Source organism: Streptomyces sp. NRRL S-920 (assembly GCF_000717945.1).
GTDB lineage: Bacteria > Actinomycetota > Actinomycetes > Streptomycetales > Streptomycetaceae > Streptomyces > Streptomyces alboniger.
This window is the reverse complement of sequence record NZ_JODF01000033.1, coordinates 55,522-75,032: the sequence shown is the minus strand read 5'-3', so window position 1 is coordinate 75,032 and position 19,511 is coordinate 55,522. Positions and strand designations below refer to the sequence as shown.

21 protein-coding genes are annotated in these 19,511 nt (G+C 72.3%); 7 read left to right on the top strand and 14 right to left on the bottom strand.

Translation table 11 applies throughout. From position 1 onward, the window contains the following. Window positions 1-42: 42 nt before the first annotated feature. The gene (locus IG54_RS0123425) at window positions 43-576 is read right to left on the bottom strand and encodes a MarR family winged helix-turn-helix transcriptional regulator (RefSeq protein ID WP_078594398.1); all 534 of its coding nucleotides are present in this window, start codon (window positions 574-576) and stop codon (window positions 43-45) included. A 24-nt stretch (window positions 577-600) separates the two neighbouring features. Between IG54_RS0123425 and IG54_RS0123415 the strand changes: the two genes are divergently transcribed. Further along, window positions 601-1,107 carry a carboxymuconolactone decarboxylase family protein gene (locus tag IG54_RS0123415; protein WP_030787797.1) on the top strand — a complete coding sequence of 169 codons (507 nt, stop codon included), beginning with the start codon at window positions 601-603 and terminating at the stop codon, window positions 1,105-1,107. Between the two features lie 6 nt (window positions 1,108-1,113). Here IG54_RS0123415 and IG54_RS0123410 read toward each other — a convergent pair whose 3' ends face one another. After that, entirely contained in the window at window positions 1,114-2,382 is a 1,269-nt protein-coding gene (locus IG54_RS0123410; protein ID WP_030787794.1) for a DUF418 domain-containing protein, read from the bottom strand. 204 nt (window positions 2,383-2,586) lie between these two features. Between IG54_RS0123410 and IG54_RS0123405 the strand changes: the two genes are divergently transcribed. Next, window positions 2,587-3,687, top strand: a complete 1,101-nt coding sequence (locus IG54_RS0123405; protein WP_030787792.1) for a hypothetical protein — start codon at window positions 2,587-2,589, stop codon at window positions 3,685-3,687. Between the two features lie 63 nt (window positions 3,688-3,750). Here the strand turns inward: IG54_RS0123405 and IG54_RS0123400 are convergent, their stop codons facing one another. After that, the gene (locus IG54_RS0123400; protein WP_051819826.1) at window positions 3,751-3,951 is read right to left on the bottom strand and encodes a DUF397 domain-containing protein; all 201 of its coding nucleotides are present in this window, start codon (window positions 3,949-3,951) and stop codon (window positions 3,751-3,753) included. Between the two features lie 158 nt (window positions 3,952-4,109). Here IG54_RS0123400 and IG54_RS0123395 point away from each other — a divergent pair, with 158 nt between their 5' ends. After that, window positions 4,110-5,348, top strand: a complete 1,239-nt coding sequence (locus IG54_RS0123395; protein WP_030787788.1) for a hypothetical protein — start codon at window positions 4,110-4,112, stop codon at window positions 5,346-5,348. Between the two features lie 41 nt (window positions 5,349-5,389). Here IG54_RS0123395 and IG54_RS0123390 read toward each other — a convergent pair whose 3' ends face one another. Next, window positions 5,390-5,800, bottom strand: a complete 411-nt coding sequence (locus IG54_RS0123390; protein ID WP_030787785.1) for a peptidoglycan-binding domain-containing protein — start codon at window positions 5,798-5,800, stop codon at window positions 5,390-5,392. An 86-nt stretch (window positions 5,801-5,886) separates the two neighbouring features. Then, window positions 5,887-6,837, bottom strand: a complete 951-nt coding sequence (locus IG54_RS0123385) for an AraC family transcriptional regulator (RefSeq protein WP_030787783.1) — start codon at window positions 6,835-6,837, stop codon at window positions 5,887-5,889. Window positions 6,838-6,934: 97 nt separating this feature from the next. Here IG54_RS0123385 and IG54_RS0123380 point away from each other — a divergent pair, with 97 nt between their 5' ends. Next, entirely contained in the window at window positions 6,935-7,813 is an 879-nt protein-coding gene (locus IG54_RS0123380; protein ID WP_030787780.1) for an MBL fold metallo-hydrolase, read from the top strand. Here IG54_RS0123380 and IG54_RS0123375 read toward each other — a convergent pair. Beyond that, complete coding sequence (locus IG54_RS0123375) at window positions 7,794-8,498, bottom strand: GDSL-type esterase/lipase family protein (RefSeq protein WP_030787777.1); 705 nt, start codon at window positions 8,496-8,498, stop codon at window positions 7,794-7,796. The two genes, IG54_RS0123380 and IG54_RS0123375, sit on opposite strands and share 20 nt — an antisense overlap. An 85-nt stretch (window positions 8,499-8,583) precedes the next feature. Between IG54_RS0123375 and IG54_RS0123370 the strand changes: the two genes are divergently transcribed. Continuing rightward, window positions 8,584-9,570 carry a hypothetical protein gene (locus IG54_RS0123370; RefSeq protein WP_030787774.1) on the top strand — a complete coding sequence of 329 codons (987 nt, stop codon included), beginning with the start codon at window positions 8,584-8,586 and terminating at the stop codon, window positions 9,568-9,570. An 8-nt stretch (window positions 9,571-9,578) separates the two neighbouring features. Here IG54_RS0123370 and IG54_RS0123365 read toward each other — a convergent pair whose 3' ends face one another. Further along, complete coding sequence (locus tag IG54_RS0123365; protein ID WP_030787771.1) at window positions 9,579-10,346, bottom strand: TetR/AcrR family transcriptional regulator; 768 nt, start codon at window positions 10,344-10,346, stop codon at window positions 9,579-9,581. Between the two features lie 163 nt (window positions 10,347-10,509). On the opposite strand from IG54_RS0123365, the gene IG54_RS0123360 reads away from it, so the two are divergent. Continuing rightward, entirely contained in the window at window positions 10,510-11,508 is a 999-nt protein-coding gene (locus IG54_RS0123360; RefSeq protein ID WP_030787768.1) for a daunorubicin resistance protein DrrA family ABC transporter ATP-binding protein, read from the top strand. Continuing rightward, on the top strand, window positions 11,505-12,335 hold the full coding sequence (locus tag IG54_RS0123355) for an ABC transporter permease (RefSeq protein WP_030787765.1): 831 nt from the start codon (window positions 11,505-11,507) through the stop codon (window positions 12,333-12,335). The genes IG54_RS0123360 and IG54_RS0123355 overlap by 4 nt, the downstream gene beginning before the upstream one ends. Window positions 12,336-12,425: 90 nt before the next feature. Here IG54_RS0123355 and serC read toward each other — a convergent pair whose 3' ends face one another. From serC to IG54_RS0123320, 7 genes are all read right to left on the bottom strand, one after another. After that, window positions 12,426-13,544 (bottom strand): phosphoserine transaminase, encoded by a 1,119-nt coding sequence (gene serC, locus IG54_RS0123350; protein WP_030787763.1) that lies wholly within the window; start codon window positions 13,542-13,544, stop codon window positions 12,426-12,428. A gap of 107 nt (window positions 13,545-13,651) precedes the next feature. Next, a complete protein-coding gene (locus IG54_RS0123345; RefSeq protein ID WP_030787760.1) occupies window positions 13,652-14,872 on the bottom strand; it encodes a cytochrome P450 family protein in 1,221 nt (406 codons plus the stop codon). Next, on the bottom strand, window positions 14,869-16,131 hold the full coding sequence (locus IG54_RS0123340; RefSeq protein ID WP_234336313.1) for a cytochrome P450: 1,263 nt from the start codon (window positions 16,129-16,131) through the stop codon (window positions 14,869-14,871). The genes IG54_RS0123345 and IG54_RS0123340 overlap by 4 nt, the downstream gene beginning before the upstream one ends. After that, the gene (locus IG54_RS0123335; protein WP_030787754.1) at window positions 16,128-16,790 is read right to left on the bottom strand and encodes a GTP-binding protein; all 663 of its coding nucleotides are present in this window, start codon (window positions 16,788-16,790) and stop codon (window positions 16,128-16,130) included. Before IG54_RS0123335 ends, IG54_RS0123340 begins: the two co-directional genes overlap by 4 nt. Beyond that, window positions 16,771-17,127, bottom strand: a complete 357-nt coding sequence (locus IG54_RS0123330) for a DUF742 domain-containing protein (RefSeq protein WP_030787750.1) — start codon at window positions 17,125-17,127, stop codon at window positions 16,771-16,773. The genes IG54_RS0123335 and IG54_RS0123330 overlap by 20 nt, the downstream gene beginning before the upstream one ends. A gap of 2 nt (window positions 17,128-17,129) precedes the next feature. Beyond that, on the bottom strand, window positions 17,130-17,573 hold the full coding sequence (locus IG54_RS0123325) for a roadblock/LC7 domain-containing protein (RefSeq protein ID WP_030787747.1): 444 nt from the start codon (window positions 17,571-17,573) through the stop codon (window positions 17,130-17,132). Further along, on the bottom strand, window positions 17,570-19,381 hold the full coding sequence (locus IG54_RS0123320; protein WP_030787744.1) for an ATP-binding protein: 1,812 nt from the start codon (window positions 19,379-19,381) through the stop codon (window positions 17,570-17,572). Before IG54_RS0123320 ends, IG54_RS0123325 begins: the two co-directional genes overlap by 4 nt. Between the last annotated feature and the right edge of the window lie 130 nt (window positions 19,382-19,511).

Genomic DNA, 19,511 nt, shown 5'->3' with positions numbered 1-19,511 from the left:
CGCGCAGTACAACGGTACGCACGGCGGCAAGGTCACGTCCGGTCATGAGCCGCCCAGCCACCCCGCCGCGTCGAGGCGGAACGCCTCCGGCGGCACGACCGCGCGCAGGCCGGATTCCAGCTCGCCGAGCCGGTCCGCGCCGAGGGTCGTCGCCCATTCCGCCCGCAGTTCGTCGAAGACGACCGCCGAGCGGCGCAGCGCGTCGATGCCGTGCGGGGTGAGGTGGACGAGTTTGCGGCGGGCGTCGGCGGGGTCGTCGGCGCGGGCCGCGTAGCCGAGGGCGACGAGGCGGTCGACGGTCTTGCCCGCGGCCTGCTTGGAGACGCCGAGGCGGCGGCCGATCTCGCTGGCGGTCGCGCCCCGGGCCCCGATGGCCTGCATGGCGAAGCCGTGGGCGGGGCGCATGTCGGGGTGGCCCTGGTGGGCGAGTTCGGAGTGCAGGCGGTCGATGAGGGAGCGGAAGCCGGCGAGGAGGAGGAAGGGAAGTTCGTACCCCTTGCCGCCCGCCTCCTCTCCCGCTCCCGCATGTCCCTTGCGCTTATCGACAACCTGGTTTACCTTCATGTCGTCAACCATGTTGTCGATAGTAGGGGGAACACCATGTTCGTCGAGCACACCGTGGAAACCGCGCCAGCCGAGTCCCGCCCCGCCATGGAGCGGGTGACCCAGGCCTTCGGTCAGCTCCCGAACGCGGTGGCGCGCCTCGCCGAGTCGCCGGAACTGCTCAACGGCTTCCTGGAGATGAGCGCGGCCTTCGACCGTACGACGCTGGAGCCCGTGGCCCGCGAGGTCGTCATCATGACGCTCGCGACGCGCAACGGCTGCCACATCTGCGTCACCATGCACACCGGCAAGCTGCGCAAGCTGGGTGCGGGGACGGAGCTGATCACCGCCCTGCGCGAGCAGCGGGAGCTGCCGGACGAACGGCTCGAAGCCGTACGCCGGTTCACCCTGACGGTGCTGGCCACGGCGGGCGGCGTCCCCGACGACGACGTGAAGGCGTTCCTCTCCCACGGCTACACCGAGCGCAACGCCCTCGAAGTCGTCCTCGGCCTCGGCGCGTACACCATGTCGACGCTCGCGAACCGGCTGACGCGAGCGACCTGACCGTCCTCACGCCCGGTAGACCAGGCGCCGCAGCACCGCCTCTACCGGGCCCCGCCGCCCCGCCCGCTCCAGGGCGTAGGCCCCGGCCACCGTCACCAGCCACACCCCGGTGGCGACCAGCGCCATCGTCGCGCTGGTCAGGTGCGCGCCCAGGCCGAGGCCCCAGGCGGCGAGGAGCGGGGCGAAGAGGAGCGAGTGCGTGAGGTAGCAGGACAGGGAGCGCTTGCCGACGGCTGAGACCGCGGTGACCGCCCGTGCGCCGCGCCGCGTCGGGCGCAGGGTCCACCAGTGGGCGAAGAGGGCGAGGGCGGCGACGTAGCCGAGGCCGGCGGCGTTCCCGGTGACGTCGCGCAGCAGGCTCAGCGCTCCCGTCTCGCTCTGCGCGTCGTCCGGTACGTCGAGTACGCCGATGTGGGCGAGGGCCGCCGGGAGGGCTCCGAGCCAGCCGATCGCGATGCCGAGCACCGCCGTGCGGCGCAGGAGGGGGAGGTGGCGGCCGGGTGCTTCGAGGATCCGGCGGCGCGCGGCCCAGAAGCCGAGCAGGAACACGGTGAAGCCGCCGCCCACGAGGGAGAGCGGCGCGGCGGCGAAGGTGACGAAGAGGCCGCTCTCCAGGCGGGTGCCGGCGGCGTCGAGCCAGCTCGGTTCGCCGGCCGCGTACGCCGCCGCGCCGGGCTCCGCGCCGGCGTCACCCAGGGACCCCAACTCGCCCTGGAGCGCGGCGGAGACGATCGGCTCCAGCGCCCCGAAGAGCAGCAGCGCGGCGCCGATGCCGATCCACCACTTGAGCGCGCGGTCGCCGCGGCGCAGGAAGAGCACGCCGAGGGCGAGGCTCAGCAGCCCGTAGTAGCCGACGATGTCGCCGGCCATCAGGAGCGTGGAGTGCGCGAGCCCGATCACGATCAGCCAGAGGCTGCGCCTGCGGAGGATCCGCGCGGCGTCGCGTCCCGGGGCTCCCGCGGAGGTCTGCCGCAGGTAGAGCTGCGTCATGCCGTACCCGAAGAGGAAGGCGAACAGCGGGTAGACCCGCATGTCGAGGGTGGTGATCATCGTGAACTGCGCGGCGTGGTCGAGCACCCCGCCGTCCACGGGCTGCCACCCGGAGGGCCCGCGCTCCGCCTTCCAGAGGTGGAAGCCCGTGTTGGACAGGACGATGAGCAGGAGCATCAGCCCTCGGGCCAGATCGGGGGCGAGGGCCCGCTCGGTCACGGGGACGCCGGTACGCCGGGGGTGGTGCGGTGCGGGTGGCTCTGTCTTCGTGATGTCGATCGTCATGCACTGGACGGTAGGAAGGCGGGCCGGGGGAGGGCGTCCGTCTTTCGGCCAGGGATGGGTGACCAAGGGATGGGGCGGGGTGGGGGAAGAGCGGCTGGATCCCGGGGTGCGTACGACCAACGTCCTGACTAATAAGGGTGGTTGGCGGACGATGGGAGGCACGGCATGAAACTGAGGGCATGCCCATGACTCGGGGGTGGTGGCATGGGGTCCGTGGACGTGGTCGCGGAAGCGGTGCGCGTGATGACGGGGTTCGCCGGGGGCGCGGCGGGCGCGGTGGGGGCGGAGGTGGGGCAGACCGTCTCCGATCTCGTACGGCAGCGCGTCGGCGGAAGCCCCTCCGGGCAGGCGGCGCTGGACGTCGTGGAGGAGAGGCCGCAGGACCCGGAGGCGCTGGCCGCGCTGCGGGAAGCGGTGCGGGAGCGGGTCGCGGCGGACCCGGAGTTCGCCGCCCGGCTCGCGGAGGCGCTGGCGGGCCCGCCTCCGGCCGGCCCTCCCGCGGCCGGTCCGCCACCGGCCGATCCCCCTCGGGAGTACACGGGCAGCATCGTGATCGACGGCGGCGCGAAGGTGCGGGGCAGCACCCTTTCGCTGGGGCCGGTGACCTTCAACAACACTCCGGGCGGGCGGACGGCGCTGGTGGCGTGCCTGGCCGTCCTCGTCGCGCTCGTGGTCCTCGCCGTCTATGGCGGCACGCAGGCGTTCAGCGGTGACGACTCGCCGGGCGGCGGGGGCGGGGCGGCCGCGTCCGGGGTGGAGGCGGGTGACGCCACGGTGGGCGGCGCGGGTACGGGCGCGGGGGACGGGGAGTGGAAGCCGCAACCGCTCGCCGATGCCGACGCGGTCCTGCGGGTCCTGCCGGACACGACCAGTCTGGCGTCGGGCTGGACGATGAGCAGTGAGCCCACGGCGGACGTCTCCTCGCAGGACGACGGCTCGACGTACGAGGGCGAGGCCGCGTACCAGGGGAGGTACGGCATGGACACAAAGTTCCGTGTCCTCGCGTACCCGAGTACGGGCAAGGCCTCCGCCGCCTTCCGCGCGCAGAGCCGGAAGGCGGCCGAGGAGGGGGCGCGGCGGATGACGATGCCGGCGGTCGGCGACGAACTCGTCGCGTTCTCCCTGTCGGAGGGCGGCGGCGGGGGGTACGTCTCCGAGACCACCCACTACACGATGGTCCGCACCGGCACGGTGCTCACCGTCGTCAGCGGCAAGGACAACGAGAGCCGCCGCTACGACAGCGACGACCTGCACTCCGTCACCCAGCTGATGTCCGACCGCGCCCGGACCGAACAGTCGGGCTGAGCCGAAGTCTCTTCTGTGTCCAGCTGGGCATGGGCCGCGCCTTGCCGACGCGGGGCCTCGGCTTCAGTCGAACTCGCCCGCTTTGACACCTTGGACGAAGGCACGCCATTCGTCCTCGGTGAACAGGAGTACGGGACCGTCGTGGTTCTGGGAACCACGGACCGCTGCTCCTCGCGTGCGCCGGTCGACTTCCACACATCCGCCCTCCGGGTTACAGAAGGAGGAGCGTCGGAATCCCTGCGGCGAAGTTCCGTCAGCAGCCATCATGGTCACCCTTCCGCGCGCACCTGTGTTGCTGTCGTCCCCGGACCGTAGCGGCCGGACACCGTCGGAACCATGAGCGGGGAGGCCTTCTACGCGCCGAATGCGTCTGGTGCCGGAGTCGGGCCCAGACTCCCGCTGGACTCCAGAGAGGCAGGCACGTGCTGCTCGGGATCGTCTCAGGCCACACCGCAATCACCGGCGCCGTCTCGCACTGGCCCCGGTGGCTCATTCCGGCGATCGTCGGTGGCATCGTCGGAGGCGTTGAGTACGTGCTTGGCGGTGAGCCTCCCGGGCGAGTGCTCGCGGATGCCTGGACCGTCCTGGCCATCGGCACGCTCGCGGCCGACTCGCTTGCCTCCGCACCCATGTCCGCGACCCGCCGGCGCTCGCTGCTGGTGTCCTTGGCAGGGGCGACCGTGTTGGGCGTTTCCCTGGCTTCCGGCTTCGGCCGGTACGGCTGGGACTGGTTGTACCTCAGCGGAATCCTCACTTTCCTCATCGGGGTGGAACTGAGTGAACCGCTGGAAGGAGCGCTCAACGACACGCTGCGGAGCCTCGCGGACGACGGAACGCTGCGCATGAACAACCGGGAGTTGCGCGTACTCCGGCGAGCGGTGCGTCGTCACAGTCGTCGCAACCAGAAGATCGCGGGCTCGGTGGTCGGCGGGGCGCTGGGACTGAGCTGGTTCCTGTTCGTCTCCATCACCCCGGGAAGCTTGGGGCATGCGCTGACGCACAACGCGGTGGCACCGGTGTTCCAGTCGCTGGCCGGGGCCGTCGCGGGTCAGCGGCTCGGCCGCATGGTGGCCTTCGGAAACGTATGGCGATTGCTGCCCCGCCGTCCGCACATCCTTGACCTGATGCCCGATCATCCGGACGGAGCGGCCGGGTTGCGCGCGATCGGCAGGTTCCACTTCCGGTTGTCGCTCATCGTGGGCCTGCCCGCGGTCTACCTCGGCGCGTGGTACATCCTCATACCGCTGGTGCCGGGCGACTACGAGGGCTGGCGCACCATCTATCTGGGGCTGCTTGCGATTGCCATCGGCTTCGAGGTGCTCGCTTTCCTGCTGCCCATGGGCACCGTTCACCAACTGATGCGGCGGCAATCGGAGCGCTGGGCGGCGCAGGCGAGCCGGCTCGTCCCTCGCATCCGCTCCACCCAGGCGGCTCTGGTCGAAGCTACCGGCGGACATGACGACTTCAACGGCCGGATCCAGGCGCTCCTTGACCGCCACCGCGCCCTGACCGAGGCTCCGACGTGGCCCATCGACCCCGCCCTGCGGCGCTGGTTCACCCTCAACAACACGGCACTGTTCATCCCGTTCCTCAGCTACATCGGCGGCAGCTCGGACTTCTGGACGCAGATCGCGACGGTCGTCGGTGGGCTCAAGCACTGAGCTGCGTCCCGTACCGGTCAGGCGGTCGGTAGACGTGCCGGTCAGGGAGTCAGCGGCCGGCACTCGGTCCGGCTGCCGACCACCATGAAGTACATCTTGTCGCGGGTGGCGGGGCCGTACACCCCGGTCGGGGGCACACCCTCCTTGTTCTGCACCCACCTGAGGGCCGCCACCGTCCGCTGGCCGAAATTGCCGTCCACGGTGACGTCGCGCTGGTAGCGGTCGCAGTCCCGCAGGTTTCGCTGGAGCTGCGGCACGGCCCCGAGGCTCCGAGTCCCCGCGCCCAGCTGGCAGTTGAGCGAGCCGCTCGCCGTGGAGAGCACGTAGAGGCCCTGGTACTCCCGGTAGGTGGTGCATGTCGGCAGCGCCGCCGCCTGCGTCGGGGCGGCGGTGGCCAGGGCCGCCCCCGCCAGGGAGGCCGCGGCGAGGACTCCGATCAGTGAGCGCTTCATGAGTACGTCCCGTCCGTGAGGTGGACCGCCGACGGCTGCTCGTGGCGGCAGGGCATCAGGGTCGCCCACAACACAGGACATACGCGTCAAACCAGCGGTGTAACAGCCCGTAAACCTGAGCCGTACCGCGCCCGGTAGCGCCCCGGCGTCGTCCCGAACGTCCGGGTGAACGCGTGGGAGAGGGCGTACGGCGAGCCGTAGCCCACCCGGCGTGCCACCGTCCCCAGCGGGTCCGTCGTGTCGCGCAGGAGCGTGGCCGCCCGGGTCATGCGCCACCAGGTGAGGTAGGCCATCGGGGCGCGGCCCACCAGGGCCGTGAAGCGGCGGGCGAGCGTGGCGCGGGAGACGCCCGTGCGGGCGGCAAGACGGTCGTTGCTCCACCGGGCCTCGGGGGCCGAGTGCAGCAGGCGCAGGGCCTCGGCGACCACCGGGTCGCCGAGCGCGGCGGGCCAGCGGGCGGCGGCGGACGCGGGCGGGCCGTCTGTCGTCCAGGCCCGCACCATGTAGACGAGGAGCAGGTCGAGGAGGCCGGGGACGGCCACGTCAGCGCCGGGGCGTGCCGCGCCCGTCTCCCGGCCCAGCAGGCCGATCGCCGCCCCCAGCTCCGGGTGGCGCCCCTCCCGCCGGGGCAGGTGTACGACCTCCGGCAGCTCGGCGAGCAGCGGGTGGGCGTGGCGGCCGTCGAAGCGGTACTTGCCGCAGAGCAACTCCGTTGCCGCGCCCTGCTGTTCGCCCTCCTTTTCCGGCTGCCGCCACCGCTCGAAGGGCACCGCCCGTGCGACGGTGCGCGCGTCGGCGGGGGAGTCCGCGAGCACGTGTCCCGCTCCGCGCGGCAGCAGCACCGCGTCACCCGCAGCCAGCGTGAACGGCGCGCTCCCGTCGTCCGGCAGCAGCCAGCAGCCGCCCTCCAGGACCACGTGGAAGCCCACCCCGTCGTAGGCGGGCAGCCGACTGCACCACGCGCCCGAGGCCCTGACCCGGTGGGCGTCGGGCCGCCCGATCCGCGCGGCCGCGATCGCGTCGCTGACTACATCCATGAGGGCAGCGTAGAGGGGCGTCGGTGAGGCGTACGCGTATTCAGGTGAGTGGTATGGGCATTGAGGCGCTCAGCGTCCGCTCTCTACGGTCGTACGCATGGACATGAAGATGATGTGGGGCGAGGTCGAGGTCCGCAGGGTCGTGGAGCTGGAGGCGCCCTTCCTCCCGCCCGCCGCGCTCGTGCCCGGAGTGCCCGAGGAGGTGTGGCGCGCGAACGAGGACTGGCTCGCACCCGACTTCTGGGACCCCGGCAGCGACCGGGTGATGGCCGCCGTACAGACCTGGGTGCTCAGGAGCGAGGGGAGGACCATCCTCGTCGACACCGGGGTCGGCAACGGCCGGGAACGGCCCGACGCGCCGCACTTCGCGCACCTCGACACCGACTTCCTCGCCCGCCTCGCCGCCGCCGGAGTGCGCCCCGAGGACGTCGACATCGTCGTCAACACCCATCTGCACGCCGACCACGTCGGTTGGAACACCCGCGCGGGGGACGGCGGTTGGGTGCCGACCTTCCCCAACGCCACCTACCTCATGCCCGCCGCCGACCACGCCCACTTCGGCCCGCGCGGCGCGGACGGGGAGAGCCGCGACCCGGTCTTCGCGGACAGTGTCGCGCCGGTGGACCGGGCCGGGCAGACGCTGCTGTGGAGCGGCACCCACCGCATCGACGCCCACCTCACCCTGGAGGCCGCGCCCGGCCACACCCCCGGCTCGTCCGTCCTGCGCCTCGCCTCGGGCACCGACCGGGCCGTCTTCGTCGGCGACCTGCTGCACACCCCGGTGCAGATCCTCGAACCCGCCCACGGCAGCTGCCTGTGCGCCGACCCGCGGGAGGCCGCCGCGACCCGGGTGCGGGTCCTCGGGCGGGCCGCGGACGAGCGGGAGCTGGTCGTCCCGGCGCACTTCCGGGGCGCGGGCGCCGCCGAGGTCCGGCGGGACGGGGCGAGGTTCGCGGTCAGCCGGTGGGCCGCGTGAGCAGCGGCGCGTAGGGGCCGCCGATGCCCCACGCCTGCCCCAGCGCGTCCGCGAAGGCCCCGGCCAGCTTGTGCTCGCCGCTCGGGTTCGGGTGCGTGCCGTCGTAGGTGTCGAGGTGGATGTCGTACGACGGCGGGGACGAGGCCAGGAGGAGGGGGGAGGAGCCCGTGTCCAGGTCGGCGACGGTCTTCGCGAGGAGTTCGTTGAAGTGGGCCACCTCGGCGGCGAAGGGGGCGTCCGACTCGGCGCGGATGTTCGGGATGACGGGGAGCAGGACCATGCGGAGGTGCGGGCGGGCCGAGCGGGCCCGCCCGATGAACGCGCGGACGTTCGCGGCCGTCTGCTCCGCGTTCGTGTAGAAGCCGAGGTCGATCAGGCCCAGCGAGATCAGCAGCACGTCCGCGGGGTCGCGGGCCAGCGCGCCGGCTATCCGCGGCGCCATGTGCAGCCAGCCCTCGCCCCAGCCCGCGAGGTGGTGGCGGGGGAAGTCCGGGTCCGCGTCGGCGTAGTCGCGGGAGAGGGGCTCCCCCGCGGACGGGTCGTACAGGGTGTCGCGGGGCCCCACCACCGCGAAGCCCCCGTCGCCGAGGGTGTCGCGCAGGTGCTGCCACATCCGGTAGCGCCAGGTGTGTTCCCCGGCGCTCCCTATCGTCATCGAGTCGCCGACGAACATGAACCTCAGCATCCGCACATCATCGCGGATCACGCCCGCCACCTGCGATGTGAGGCTGAGCACCCCGGTTCGCCGCGCGGATGGCACGCTTGGGCCCATGCGTTCGCTTCGGGCTGTTCCCCCTGTCCTCCTCGCCGGTGCCGTGCTGCTCCTGACCGCGGCGGTGCCCGCCGCGGCCGACGACCACGAGGGGTTCACCATCAAGGACCCGCGGATCGTCGAGTCCAGCGGCCTCGCCGCGTCCCGCGCCCACCCCGGGATCTACTGGACGCACAACGACCAGGACAAGGGGGCCTTCCTGTACGCCGTCGACTCACGGACGGGCAAGACCGTCGCCACCGTCACGATGACCGGCGTGGGCGCCCCGCGCGACGTCGAGGCGATCTCGGTCGGCGCCGACGGCAACCTCTACGTCGGCGACATCGGCGACAACCTCGGCGGCACCTGGTCGAACGTGTGGATCTACAAGCTGCCCGAGCCGAAGACGCTCAAGGACCAGACGGTCCGCGCCACGCAGTACGTCGTGAAGTACGCCGACGGGGCGCGGGACGCGGAGGCGCTGATGGTGCATCCGAAGACCGGGCGGATCTACATCGCCGACAAGAAGGAGGAGGGCGGCAGCCTCTACGAGGGGCCCGCCGAGATGTCCGCCTCCAGGACGAACGTCTTCAAGCGCGTCGCCGCCACCGACCTGTGGGTGACCGACGGCGCCTTCTCGCCCGACGGACGGCAGCTGGCCCTGCGCGGATACTTCGGCGGGGTCTCCTACGCCTGGAAGGGCGAGGGCCGGAAGCCCGCGCGGGAGGGGCGCCTCAGCGTCCCCATCCAGCGGCAGGGCGAGTCGGTGACGTACACCCCGGACGGGACGACCCTGATGTACGGCACCGAGGGCGCGCAGAGCGAGGTCACGCCCGTGGAGGTGCCGGGGAAGGACGGCGGCTCCGGCTCGGGTACGGGGGACGGGAGTTCGGACGGCGGTGACGGCGGGCCCGGCGGGATCGACGACTTCAAGACGGCGGCCTTCGTGGGCGCCGCGGTGCTGCTGGCCCTCCTCGGGCTGAAGCGGCTGTTCCGCAAGCGCTGAGCCCCGCCTTACACGGCCTGTCCGCGCCGGGCGACCAGGACGTCCAGGCCGTCCAGGAGGCGCTGGAGCCCGAACTCGAAGTGGTCGAAGTCCGGGCCGAACGCGTCCTCGCCCAGCGTCGCGAGGGACGGGTAGCGGCCGCTCTTCATGACCTTCTCCAGGACCGGCGTCTGTGCCTCCCAGAACGCCTGGTCGGACAGGCCGGTCCGCTGCTCGGCCTCCATCTCGTGCACCTGGGTGCGGGCGGCCCCGGTGACGTACCCCTCGACCATGACGATGACGCCGATCAGCTCGGGGTCGGTCAGCCCCATCGGCTTGATCCGCGACAGGGTCCGGTCCAGGCCGCCGACCGCGCCGGGGCCGAGCACCGGGCGGGCCTGGTTGACGTGGAGCAGCCAGGGGTGGCGGCGGTAGAGGGAGAGGGTCTCGCGGGCGTACGTCTCGATGCCCTCGCGCCAGCCACCGGTCCGGGGGCCCTCCTCCTGGGGCGGGGTGTAGACGCGGTCGAGCATCAGGTCCAGCAGGCTGCCCTTGCCGGGGAGGTAGCGGTAGAGGGACATCGTGCCCGTGCCCAGCTCCGTGGACAGGCGGCGCATCGAGACCGCCGAGATCCCCTCGGCGTCGGCGAGGCGGATCGCCTCGGTGACGATCCGGTCGAGGGTGAGGGCCGGCTTCGGCCCGCGCGCCGGGCGCCCGCTCCCCTCCCAGAGCAGCTCCAGACTGCGGGTGATGTCGCTGCCGGTGCGCCGGTCGTCGCCGCCGTTCTTGCTCGTCATGGGCTCACCCTAATCGCCCGTACCGGAATTGGGTACGGCGTACCCATGAAACTGGGTACGGTGTACCCGGCGAACTGAGTACGGTGTACTCTCAAATGAGTACGGCGTACCCAGAGGGTGCGCGGCACGGTTCGCGCATGTACGACGACCTGGAGGGTCAGGCATGAACGGGAACGGCGACGGCCTCGCGGTACGGGCCGAGGGGCTAGAGAAGCGGTACGGCGAGAAGTACGCGCTGGACGGCTTCGACCTGCACGTGCGGCAGGGCACGGTGCACGGACTGCTCGGACCCAACGGCGCGGGCAAGACCACCGCCGTACGGATCCTGTCCACGCTCGTGCGGCTCGACGGCGGGCGCGCGGAGGTGGCCGGCGCCGACGTGGTGCGCGAACCCGCCCTGGTCCGCGGCCGCATCGGCCTCACCGGGCAGTACGCGGCGGTCGACGAGATCCTCACCGGCCGGCAGAACCTGGAGATGTTCGGCCGCCTGTTCCACCTCGGCGCCAAGCGGGCCGCCCTGCGCGCCCAGGAACTCCTGGAGCAGTTCCACCTGGAGGACGCGGCGGAGAAGGGCGCCGGTCAGTACAGCGGCGGCATGCGGCGCAGGCTGGACCTCGCCGCCTCGATGATCCTCGCGCCCGCCGTGCTCTTCCTCGACGAGCCGACCACCGGCCTCGACCCGCGCAGCCGCCTCGAAGTCTGGGAGATCGTAAGGGAGTTGGTCGCGGGCGGCACCACCGTGCTGCTCACCACGCAGTATCTGGAGGAGGCCGACCGGCTCGCCTCCCGCATCACCGTCATCGACCGCGGCCGGGCCATCGCCGACGACACCCCCGACGGCCTGAAGAGCACGGTGGGCGGCAGCCACCTCGACGTCGTGGTCCGCGAGGCCGCCGACCTGCCCGCCGCCGTCAAGGCCGTCAGCCGGGTCTGCGCGGGTGAACCGCTCGTCATCGACGTGGAGCGGCGCGTGCAGGCGTCCGTGACCGACCGGGTCGCCGCCCTCACGGACGTGGCGCGGACCCTCCAGGACGAGGGCGTCGCGGTCGAGGACATCGGCCTGCGCAGGCCGAGCCTGGACGATGTGTTCTTGCGCCTGACCGGCCAGACCCCCGAGACCCCCGCCCCCCTCGCCCACCTCGAGAAGGAGGTCGCGGCATGAGTGTCGCCCTCACCGCCGACACCTCGCACGGACGGCTCTACTGGGCCTTCGCCGACTGCTGGAACGTCACCCGCCGCTACCTCACGCACTTTCTGCGCCAGCCCGTCACCATCGCCTGGCAGCTGGGCTTCCCCATCATCTCCGTACTCCTGTACGGCTTCGTCTTCGGCGAGGCGATGAAGGTGCCGGGCGGCGGGGAGGACGGCGACTACAAGCAGTTCCTGATGCCCGGCATGTTCGTGATGACCATGGCCTTCGGCTTCATGAACACCGCCATGGCCGTGGTCACCGACGCCTCCAAGGGCGTCATCGACCGCTTCCGCTCGATGCCGATGGCCCCCTCGGCGGTGGCGTCGGGGCGGGGCGTGGCCGACCTCGTCGTCGCCTGCGCGGAGTTGACCATCCTCGCGCTGACCGCCCTCGCCATCGGCTGGCGCTCCAGCGCGGGCGTGCTCGACACCCTGCTCGCCTTCGGGCTGCTGCTGTTCCTGCGGTTCAGCCTGATCTGGGTGGGGGTCTTCCTGGGCCTGGTCGTGCCGACCCCGGAGGCGGCGGGCGGCCTCTACGCGGTGGCGTTCCCGCTCACGATGATCTCCAGCGTGTTCGTGGCGCCGTCGCTGATGCCGGACTGGCTGGCGCCGATCGCCGCGTGGAACCCCGTCTCGTCGACGGGCACGGCCACGCGTGAACTGTTCGGCAACCCCGGTGCGGGGGGCTCCACCTGGGTGGAGCAGCACGCGGTCCTGATGGCGGTGGTGTGGCCGATCGTGATCTCGCTGGTGTTCCTGCCCCTGGCGGTACGAAAGTTCAAGCAGCTGAGCCGATAGAGCCCGGGGGGGATGCGCCCCGTAAGGGGCGCGGGGAACTGCGCGACCAGCCACGACGCACCCGCAGGTGGCTGGCCGCGCACCAAACCTCTAAAGCCGCTCGATCACGTAATCAACGCACTGGGTAAGCGCAGCGACATCCGCAGGGTCGATCGCCGGGAACATCGCGACGCGCAGCTGATTCCGGCCCAGCTTCCGATACGGCTCGGTATCAACGACCCCGTTGGCCCGCAGAGCCTTAGCGACGGCGCCCGCGTCAACCTCTTCGGAGAAGTCAATCGTGCCGATGACCTGAGACCGCTTAGCAGGATCCGTGACAAAGGGCGTCGCGTACTTGGACTCGTCGGCCCAGCCGTACAGCGTCCGCGCCGACTCGGCGGTACGGCCGGTCGTGAAGGCGAGGCCACCCTGCGAGTTCATCCACTCCAACTGCTCACCGAGCAGGAAGAGCGTGGCGAGCGCCGGGGTGTTGTACGTCTGGTTCTTGCGGGAGTTGTCGATCGCCGTGGGGAGGCTGAAGAACTCCGGGATGTGCCGGCCGGACGCGTGGATCCGCTCGGCCCGCTCGATCGCCGCCGGGGAGAACACACCGATCCACAGGCCGCCGTCCGAGGCGAACGACTTCTGCGGGGCGAAGTAGTAGACGTCCGTCTCGGCGATGTCGACCGGCAGGCCGCCCGCGCCGGACGTGGCGTCCACCAGGACGAGCGCCCCGGAGTCGGCGCCCTCGACGCGCTTGATGGGAGCGGCGACACCGGTCGAGGTCTCGTTGTGGGTGAAGGCGTAGACGTCGACGCCCGCCTCCGCCCGGGGGTCCGGGTGGGTGCCCGGGTCGCTCGTGATCACGGTGGGCTCGGCGAGCCACGGGGCGAGCTTGGCCGCCTTCGCGAACTTGGAGGAGAACTCGCCGAAGCTCAGGTGCTGCGACTTGTTCTCGATCAGGCCGTGGGTCGCCACGTCCCAGAACGCGGTGGAGCCGCCGTTGCCGAGGATCACCTCGTACCCCTCGGGGAGGGAGAAGAGGTCCTTGACGCCTTCGCGCACCCGGCCGACCAGGTTCTTGACCGGGGCCTGGCGGTGGGACGTACCGAGAAGGGAGGTGCCGGTGGCGGCCAGAGCCTCCAGCGCCTCCGTTCGCACCTTGGAGGGGCCCGCGCCGAAACGGCCGTCGGCGGGCTTCATGTCAGCGGGAATCTGGATCTCAGCCACGGGGGGAGCCTAGCGGCTCAGGGCACGGGGTTCTTCCGGTGTCCGGCCGGTGAGATCCTCTGCCCCTTGGTGTCCACGCCACGGGGCTCCGCCCCGGACCCCGCTCCTCAATCGCCGGAGGGGCTGTAATTGAGCCGCACCGGCAGCTCGTAGAGGTCGTTCTGGGTGACCACCGGCTTGTGGCGGAGTTCCTCGTGGGGGACCGCGAGCATCAGGCCGGGGAAGCGCTCGTACAGCGCCGGGAGCGCCACCCCCGCCTCCAGGCGGGAGAGTGCCGCGCCGGGGCAGACGTGCGGGCCGTGGCCGAAGGAGATGTGGCGGGTGGGGGAGGTGCGCGTGATGTCGAAGGCGGCCGCCGTCGGGCCGTGGGCCCGCTCGTCGCGGCCTATCGCCCCGTACGAGACGATCAGCGCGTCACCCTTGGGGATCACCTTGTCCCCGACGGGGACATCCTCCGCGGCGAAGCGGATCAGGACGTGCGAGGTCGGTGTGGAGTAGCGCAGGGTCTCCTCGATCACCGCGTCCCAGCCGACCTGACCGGAGAGGACCATCGCGCGCTGCTCGGGGTGTGCGCAGAGGTTGACGACGGCGTTGACGATGAGGGAGATCGTCGTCTCGTGGCCCGCCGCCACCATCAGCTGGAGGGTGGAGACGATCTCCTCGTCCGTGAGGTGGTCGCCGTTCTCCGAGGCCTGGATCAGCGCGCTGGTGAGGTCGTCGCCGGGCTCCGCGCGGCGGGCCGCGACGACCTTGCCCATCATCGCGGCGAGTTCGCCGAGCGTGGCGACGACCTCCTGCGGCGGGGTCTGCGTGGAGAAGAACTTGTCGAACAGGACCTTCAGGCGCGGATGGTCCGCCGCGTCGATGCCCATCAGGTCGCTGATGACGTACATGGGCAGGGGGTAGGCGAACTCCGCCTTCAGGTCGACGACTTCGGCCGTGGGGAGCTTGTCCAGCAGGCCGTGCGTCAGGTCCGTGATGCGGCCGCGCAGCTGCTCCACCCGGCGCGGGGTGAGGGCCTGCGCCACCAGCGTCCGCATCCGGCGGTGCTCCTCGCCGTCGACCGTCAGCATGGAACGGCCCGGGTTGGCGAGGCCGATCAGCGGCCAGTCGGCGGGAATCTCGCCGCGCCGCCAGGCGCCCCAGACCTCGATGTCCTTCACCAGCCGCTTGTCCGTGAGGAGTTGGCGGGCCTCGGCGTGGTGCGTGACCGCCCACACCGGCACGCCGCCGGGCAGCTCCGCCTCGGCGAGCGGGCCCGCCGCGAGCAGCCGGGCGCTCTCCCCGTCCAGGTCGGTGACGAAGGGGTCCAGGGCGATACGCGTCATCTGGGGTCTCCAAACGCTGAGGTCGGGGTCGGGGTGAAGCGCACCGGCAGATCGGTCAGGCCGCGCAGCCAGGGCGACGGGCGGCGCGTGAGGTCCCCCGCGGGTACCGCGAGGTCCAGGTCGGGCAGGCGGTCCAGGAGCACCTCGATGCCGGTCCGCGCGATGACCTCGGCGACCTCCTGGGCGGGGAAGGGGCAGCGGTGCTCGCCGTGCCCGAACGCGAAGTGGGCGCTGTTGCCGCCGGTCAGGGCGGAGCCGTCGGTGCGGATCTGCGGGTCGGCGTTGGCGGCGGCGAGGCCGAGCATCAGCAGGTCACCGGCGTTGATGTGACGCCCGCCGAGCCGGGTGTCGCGGGAGGCCCAGCGTCCGGCGACGTTCTGGGTGGGAGTGTCCTCCCACAGGACCTCGTTCATGGCCTCGGCGACGCTGTTGCGGCCGCCGAAGAGGGAGGCGGCGAAGCGGTCGTCGGTGAGCATCAGGCGCAGCGAGTTGCCGATCCAGTCGGCGGTCGGCTGGTGGCCCGCGGCCATCATCACCATCAGGTCCTGGGCGATCTCCTCGTCGGTGAAGTCCGCGCCCTCCTCGGTGAGCTGGGCCTCGATCATGTACGAGGCGACGTCCAGGCCCGGCTTCTCGTGCTTGTCGGCGATGAGCCGCACCATCGAACCGGCCAGGTGCTGCTGGCCCGCGAGGGCCCGCTCACGCCCGTCGATCATGTCGTTCATGGCGGTGACGAGGCCGGGGCCCTGCTCGTCGGAGAAGCCGTAGACGCGGGCCAGGACCCGCACCGGGAGCAGCATCGCGTACTCGGCGACGATGTCCGTGGCCCCCGTGCCGCAGAACCGGTCGATCAGCTCGTCCGCGAACGTCTCGGCGTGCGCCCTCAGTTCGAAGGGGTCGACCGCTTCGAGGGCGTGGGAGATCACCGCGGCGCGCCGGGTGTGCCGCTCGCCGACCGTGTAGAGGATGGACGGCTGCCGGTGGCCGATCATCGGGAGCAGGGGCCAGTCGGCGGGGATGGCCGGCCACTGGTTCCACAGCTCGGAGTCGCGGCTGAACAGCACGGGGTCGCCGGTGACCTGGTGCAGCTCGCGGTAGCCGAGCACCAGCCAGGCGGGCACGTCGCCGTCGAGCAGTACGGGTGCGACGGGGCCGTGGTCGCGGCGCATCTCCCGGTACAGCTGGGCGGGTTCGGTGGCGAAGCGGGGGCCGGAGAGCGGTACGGGACCGGGGGCGGCGCCGGTCACGGGGCAGGTCACTGGGCGTTCTCCTGGGGGGCGTTCGGCTGAGCGGCGTACAGCGACTTCAGGTGTTCCACGAGCGTGATCAGTACGCCCTTGCTGGACTCGCGGGAGCGGGCGTCGCAGTCGACGAGGGGCACCCACGGGTCGAGGTCGAGCGCCTCGCGCAGCTGCTCGGGGGTGTGCTGGGGCCCGCCGAAGTCGTTGCGGGCCACGATGAACGGCGTGCCGTGGTGTTCCAGGCGGTCGATCGCGTACCAGGAGTCCTCCAGGCGGCGGGTGTCGACGAGGACGACCGCGCCGAGCGTGCCCGCGAAGAGGCGGTCCCACAGGAACCAGAAGCGTTCCTGGCCCGGGGCGCCGAACAGGTAGAGCACGTTGCGGGCGTCGAGCGTGATGCGGCCGAAGTCGAAGGCGACCGTCGTGGACGTCTTGCCGTCGAGGCCTTCGAGGCCGCCGGTCTCGTCGATGCCCCGGCCGGCCTGCGTCATCGTCTCCTCGGTGTTGAGGGGACGGATCTCGCTGACGGAGCGGACCAGCGTCGTCTTGCCGACGCCGAAGCCGCCGACCACGACGATCTTCAGGCCGTTGTCGGCGGTCGCGGTCAGCTCTCTTCGGCCGGCACCGGCCGGCTCGCGTTCGCCGGCCGGCTTGCGTTCAGAGATTGCGGAGTCCAACGAGCACCTGCTCCAGAAGGTCGGAATCGGGAAGGCTGTGTGCGGGGCCCGAGCGGGGGTGCCGGGCGCTGATCCGGCCCGCGTCGAGCAGGTCGGAGAGCAGGATGCGGGTGATGCTCACCGGCAGGCCCAGGTCGGCGGCGATCTCCACGACCGCCGTGGGCAGCTCGCACATCCGCAGGATCGCGGCGTGCTCGGACTGCATGCCCGGCAGGGGCCCGGACTCGGCGACGATGAGGGTCACCAGGTCGAAGGGGGCGTCGGGCGCCGACCGGCTGCGGCCTCCGGTGAGGGTGTACAGCCGGTCGGGCGAGTCGTCGCGGCCGGGGCGGCGCACGCTCATGCGGTGGTCTGGGCGCCGGGGCCGCCGTCCCCGCGGGGCGCGGCGCGCAGATGCTCGCCGAGCTGTTCCACCAGCTCGCTCATGGTGTGCCCGACGAGGCCCGCGTCGGCGTCCTCGTCGGCGATGACGGCGAGGTGCGCGCCCTCGCCGGCCTCGACGATGAAGAGGATGCCGCCGTAGAACTCGGCCATCGCCGAGCGCACGCCGCCGGTGCCGTCGCCGAACTCGGCGGACGCGCCGTGCGCCAGGGCCTGGATGCCGGCGGCGATCGCGGCGAGCTGGTCGGCCTGGTCGACGGACAGCTCCGGGGTGCGGCACAGCTTCAGGCCGTCCCGGGAGAGCACCAGGGCGTGCCGGGCGCCGGGGGTGCGCTCCAGGAGGCCCGCGAGGAGCCAGGTGAGCTTGGCTTCGGTGGTGGCGTGGGGGGTGCCGGTGGTCATCGGGGGGTGCCGCCTTCCGGGTGCGGGGGAGTCGACGGTGCGGAGGAGTGCGGGGGAGTCGACGGTTCGGAGGGATCCGGAGGAGTGGTGCGGACGGCCTGGCGGAAGCTGCTGAAGCGGGCCGCGGTACTGGCGGCGTCCGCGGGGCGCGGCCGCGGGGTCTCCCCGGTGTCGCTGTCGGCGCGGGCCCGCTCGGCGGCGGCGAGGGTCCGCCCCCGCCGCCGCTTGGGCAACGGCATCGCGACGCCCTCGGCCTCGGCCCCCGCTCCGGCCGGGCGGTCGGCCGGGGAGTGGTGTGTCGGCACCGGGTCGCGGTCGACGCGGTCGGTGAGGGGGTCGGGGACGGTGTCGGGGAGGTGAGGGGCCTTCGGTGACCGGGCGTCCGCCGGGGGCAGGGACGGCTGGTTCGGCGAGGGCGCCGGAGTCTGCGGGTTCGGCGAGGGCGCCAGGGGCTGCGCGGCCGTCAGGTGCTGGGCGCTCGTCGGGTCCTGGGCGGGGGCCGAGGGCTGCGGGGCCACCGGCTCCTGGGCGGGCGCCACGTCCTGGGGGGCCGCCGGGAGCTGGGCGCGGGCCGGGGTGCGGGGCAGGGGAGTCGTGGGGAGCGGGGTCGGGTCCGAGGGGCGGGAGAGCAGTTCCTGCGGGATCAGGAGGAGTACGCCCGTGCCGCCGCGCGCCGAGGGGCGGAACGACACCGTCAGGCCGTACTTGCGGGCCAGGCGGCCGACCACGGCGAGGCCGAGCCGGGTGCCGCTCAGGCCGCCGAGGCCCGTCGCCTCCCCGGACACGGCACGCTCGGCGCGGCGCTGCTGCACCGGTCCCATCACCAGGCCGCTGTCCTCGACGGAGACGATGACCCCGGCCGCGACCTCCTCGATGTAGACGTGCACCTCGGAGGTGGGTGGCGAGAAGTTCGCGGCGTTGTCGAGGAGTTCGGCCAGGGCGTGCATGACGCCCTCGGCGGCGTGGCCCGCGACCGCGACCTCGCTGGCCGAGTGCAGGCGCACGCGCTGGTAGCCGCCGATGCGGCCCATCGCGCCGCGCAGGATCGACTCCATGACGATGGGCCGGGCCCACCGGCGCCCGGAGCGGGCGCCGGTGAGGACCGCCACGGAGTCGGCGATGCGGCCGGCCTGCGCGGTCCTGTGGTCCAGGTGGAGGAGGTCGGTGAGGACGTCCTCGTCGGCGTGCCTGCCCTCCATCTCGCGCAGGTCGGCGAGCATGCCGGTGGCCAGCGCCTGCATCCGCCCCGCCGCGTTGGCACACGCGGCGAGCGCGGCGGCGCGCTCGGACTCGGCGGTGCGTACGCGCTTCGTCAGCTCGGTCCGCACGCGCCCGTTCTCGGCGGTGAGTTCCGCGCGTACCTGCTCCAGCTCGGCGGCGAGTGACGTGCGTACGCGGTCGTGCTCGGCGGTGAGCCGCTCCCGCAGCCGGGTCTGTTCGGCGGTCAGCTCGGCCAGTTCACGCGCGTGCGCGGCGGTGAGGCGGGCGTGCTCCTGCCCGAACTCGGCCGCGCGCCGCGCCTGTTCCAGCTGGAGACGGCCGGTCTCCTCGCGTGCCGCGGCCAGCTGACGCCGCGACAGGGAGAGCGACCGCAGGGCGTGGAAGGCGACGGTCACCGCCGCGCTGAGCGCGACGGCGGCGGCGCTCGCACCCCAGGTCAGAGGGGTCCGCGCGGACGCGGGCGCGAGGGCGGTGGCTGTCCCGGCGAGCGCCGCGGTGACGAGGGCGCAGGCCAGCAGGACGAGCACGGAAGGACGCAGCGGCGGGCGCTCCGTCCCGGGGCGCGCTAGGGGGGTTGGCGCGGTCATCAATCGGGGTCCTCGATCGGAAGCGACACACTCTGCTCAAGTTCTGGTCACTATAGGAGAGTTGATGAGCGTGTTGGGAATGTTCCCTTCCGGATCGTGACATATGGGGTGAGCCGGGGTGGCGCCGGGG